General features: G+C 25.0%; 3 protein-coding genes. 2 read left to right on the forward strand and 1 reads right to left on the reverse strand.

What is annotated here, in order from left to right; all coding sequences use genetic code 11:
• The first annotated feature begins 749 nt into the window (after window positions 1–749).
• Both EZH24_RS09505 and EZH24_RS09510 read left to right on the forward strand, forming a co-directional pair.
• On the forward strand, window positions 750–1,574 hold the full coding sequence (locus tag EZH24_RS09505; protein ID WP_161976134.1) for a hypothetical protein: 825 nt from the start codon (window positions 750–752) through the stop codon (window positions 1,572–1,574).
• The gene (locus tag EZH24_RS09510; RefSeq protein ID WP_137998918.1) at window positions 1,571–2,470 is read left to right on the forward strand and encodes a glycosyltransferase family 2 protein; all 900 of its coding nucleotides are present in this window, start codon (window positions 1,571–1,573) and stop codon (window positions 2,468–2,470) included. The genes EZH24_RS09505 and EZH24_RS09510 overlap by 4 nt, the downstream gene beginning before the upstream one ends.
• 43 nt (window positions 2,471–2,513) lie before the next feature.
• Here the strand turns inward: EZH24_RS09510 and EZH24_RS09515 are convergent, their stop codons facing one another.
• Window positions 2,514–2,852, reverse strand: a complete 339-nt coding sequence (locus EZH24_RS09515; protein WP_137998919.1) for a hypothetical protein — start codon at window positions 2,850–2,852, stop codon at window positions 2,514–2,516.
• Window positions 2,853–3,009 lie beyond the last annotated feature (157 nt).

The following is a 3,009-nucleotide window of genomic DNA, read 5'->3' on the forward strand; positions in this document are numbered from 1 at the left end:
ATACGGTATTTATAATTATTCTATTAATCATTATGCCTTTAATTATTTACTATTCTATTTCTATGTATAAGTTATATAAACGCAATAAAACTAATCAAATTATTATTTTAGATAAAGATAATAAGAAGGCAATATTAAAAAGGAACGACTATATATTTATTTTAATATTATCAATTATTTCTTTAGCTCTTTTTGCTTCTTTTTTTTGGTTTTATTTTCCCGGATATTTTCAAAATGCAGATATTATTAACGTAATGACGAGTGCGGTTTACGGTAATTATAATAATGCAAATCCTGTAATAATATCGGTAATACTGCATATTTTATATAAATTATTCGGATATCATACTTTTTATTTATTCTTAATTAATTTGATTTTATTTTTTGCAGGATTATATTTAATAATTTTATCCTGCTATATTAAATTTAAAAATAAATTAATATTAATATTATTATTGCTTCCTTTTGTATCATCGTTCCATTTTACTAATATAGGTCATTATAAAGATTATACTGGAACTCTTTTTCTATGGATGTCGTTTTCATTAATATTTTTTATAATAAATATCAAGTTAAATAAAAAATTAAAATATATTATTTTTATTTTGTCTTTAATATCGTTATTTTTCTGCCTTTTATGGCGTCATAATTATATAGTTATGTGTTATCCCATATTTATTCTATTTACTCATAACATTCTTAAAAAGGTTATGAATGCAAAATTGTATATTTTTTTATTTTCTAATTTTATGGTTCTGTTTGCATTTATATTAATTTTAACGGTTAAACTATGTCCTATGATTTTTATTAAAAATAAAGCGGACATTATGGCAAACCCTACGGGAATATTTTTAATACAAATAGCAGCATGCGCCGTTCCAAATAATGACGATTCTATGATACCGAAGGGATGGTATGAAGCTGGGAAAAATTTTGATGATGTTATAAAAATATATAATAAAAATAATTTTAATGCTGATAACTTTGCAACTCATTGGAAAAATAAAATTCGTCCTTTTAGGTTAAATAGTCTTAAAGGATTAAATAAAGTATGGATAAAGTATATAATTAAGTATCCAAAGGATTATTTAAAACATTTTTTTAAATATGTTAAAAAATATTGTGGCTTATATGTAAAACCTTCAAAATTAGAACAGCTTTTGAGTAAAAATATATTTTTAAAGTATGAAATTAATTCTAAATTTGATAATAAAGGCATAACTTTTGATAACTTTAAAACCAAATTATATAAATCTTTATTTTTAAAATTAAAACCTACATATTTAATAAATTATATTATAATGTCTTATTTATTGTTTATTGTATCTATACTATTATTTTTATTTAAATCCGATTTTAGAAAAAATATACTTTTATTTACCGTTTGCGCTTCATTGTCGTCTATAATGATATCTATATTTACGCCTCTATTTTCACCTATAGTAGGTTATAGATATATTCATCCCGTAATTCCCATATCGATAATATCCCTAATATCATTCCTAACATTCATTTACGATAGAGGCGGATTTAAAAAGTTTTTCAAAGAATTATTTTGTAGGAGTAAAAAATGAAAATAGCTGCAATTATTCCTTGTTATAACGAAGAGATTACTATTAAACAAGTTATTGAAGATATAAAAAATTATTGTCCTAAATGCGAAATATATGTTTTTGACAATAACAGCGCCGATAATTCATATAATATTGCAAAGGAATCTGGAGCTATAGTTAAAAAAGTTATGTATCAAGGAAAAGGCGAGGTTGTCAGAAACGCTTTTTCAATTATAGACGCCGATATTTATATATTGATAGACGGGGACGGAGAATGCGATGCTTCGGCTATACCTTCTTTAATCGATTATTTAACAAATGAAGATTTGGATATGATTACCGTAATTCGTAAAGCGGGAAAATATAGACGAGGACATTCTTTTGGAAATAAAATGATAACGACATTCGCCAAAATATTATTCGGTAAAAATTGCAACGATATTTTAAGCGGTTATAGAGTTTTTTCTAAAAAATTCGTAAAAACTTTTCCCGCCAATTCGAGAGGATTTGAAATAGAAACGGAACTTACAATTTTCGCCTTGCAGATGCGTCTTCCTATAGGCGAAATTGAGGCGGAATATAAAAGTCGCCCAGAAGGTTCTTTTTCCAAATTAAATACTTTCAAAGACGGTTTTAGGATTTTAGGATTAATAATATATTTGCTTATGAGCGAAAGACCTTTATTATTTTGGTGGATTATAGCTTTAATATTCGCTTCATTCGGATTATATTACGGGCTTCCGATAGTTATTTCTTTTTTTCAAACGGGGGGGGGTATAGTTCCCGTAGCGACTTCGGTTCTTGCTTCTGGTTTTATGTTGTTATCGGGAATATCAATAATTACGGGACTTATTATGAACGCGATAGGCAGAGGAATAAGCGAGAATAGGAGATTTAAATATAATTCTATTAAGTGATTTATAAATCGATTTCTAATAAAAAATAAATATGATTATATTTTTATTTAGGAAATTCTACTTTATTATCTAAACAAAATTTTATAAACTCATGCATATTTGAAATATCTGCAACTTCAATTTCTGATAGTTTTTTATAGAATTCTTTTATTTGAATGGCATCTTTTTTATTTATATCCGTAGGAAATATTTTTATATAATCTCTTTTTATTTGTTTGGTAGATTTATTTTCAAGAGCTATTACTCCAGCTTTTATTAAAACTTCTTCTAAATTGCTATCGTTATATATAGGACATATATAATCGTAAGCCCAGTGTTTTTTGAACATACTTTTATTTTTATAATTATTTCTTTGTTCATCCGAACAATCGTCAGTATCCATTATTATAAATATTTTAAAATCGGGAGATAATTTATTATTAATAATTTCAATATTATCTTCATATTTTTTACAAAATCAAACATATCGGCAAAAATATAATACATATCCGTAAAATAATTGTCTTTTAATTTATTTATATTCGTTATGCTATTATTTC

Source organism: Brachyspira catarrhinii (assembly GCF_005518285.1).
Lineage (GTDB): Bacteria > Spirochaetota > Brachyspiria > Brachyspirales > Brachyspiraceae > Brachyspira > Brachyspira catarrhinii.